The organism is Lewinella sp., from assembly GCF_050633125.1.
Classification (GTDB): domain Bacteria; phylum Bacteroidota; class Bacteroidia; order Chitinophagales; family Saprospiraceae; genus Lewinella.
This window is the reverse complement of the sequence record NZ_JBOEFX010000237.1, coordinates 1-827: the sequence shown is the minus strand read 5'-3', so window position 1 is coordinate 827 and position 827 is coordinate 1. Positions and strand designations below refer to the sequence as shown.

At 42.5% G+C, this 827-nt stretch carries 2 protein-coding genes and 1 pseudogene; all 3 read left to right on the top strand.

Annotated features, from left to right (window positions below; all coding sequences use genetic code 11):
- Window positions 1-293, top strand: a pseudogene (locus ACRBG0_RS28595) (homocysteine S-methyltransferase family protein); the annotation flags it as partial.
- A 2-nt stretch (window positions 294-295) separates the two neighbouring features.
- On the top strand, window positions 296-570 hold a 275-nt coding region (locus ACRBG0_RS28590; protein ID WP_431490235.1), incomplete at its 5' end, for a homocysteine S-methyltransferase family protein.
- A gap of 33 nt (window positions 571-603) precedes the next feature.
- Window positions 604-827: dihydropteroate synthase (locus ACRBG0_RS28585; protein WP_431490234.1), on the top strand; the 224-nt coding region annotated here is incomplete at its 3' end.

Here is an 827-nt window from a genome sequence, read left to right as displayed (position 1 = left end):
TCTCCTGATGTGAATGACCCTGGTATGCGCCTAGTGACTTTTGATGACTTGCGTGTGGCTTATAAGCAAGCAGCTGAAGCACTTCTGGATGGCGGTTCAGATATCCTTATGGTTGAAACAGTATTTGATAGTTTGAATGCCAAGGCGGCTTTGTTTGCGATAGATGAGGTACGAGAAGAGCGAGGCGATATTCCCGTTATGGTTTCTGGTACGATTACTGATGCTAGTGGCCGTACCTTATCTGGGCAAACGCCGGAGGCTTTTTGGGTCTCGATGCAGCATGGCGATTTGCTNNTTGGTTTGAACTGCGCTTTGGGTGCTGATGACTTACTGCCGTATATTAAACGTATCGATAAGCAGGCAGATGTATTTGTGTCTGCTCATCCTAATGCAGGTTTACCCAATGAATTTGGTGAATACGATCAAACACCAGAATTAATGGTTGAACAATTAATTCCTTTTGTTGAGGGTAACCACTTAAATGTTTTAGGCGGTTGTTGTGGTACAACACCAGAACATATCGCGGCAATTAAAGCATTAGCTGATAACAATCAACCTCGATCAATATAATAAGCTCTTATATAACAAGATAGACATTATTTTATGCAAGATGAAGTAAAGAAAATACCGGATATGGTGCTGAGCGGTTTAGAGCCCTTAGTAATCAATGATGTTACCGGTTTTGTTAACGTAGGTGAGCGAGCAAATGTGACAGGCTCGCGGAAGTTTGCACGCTTGATCCAAGAAGAGGATTATGAAGCTGCGATTGAAATAGCTCGTGTGCAAGTAGAAGATGGTGCGCAAATTATTGATGTCAATATGGACGA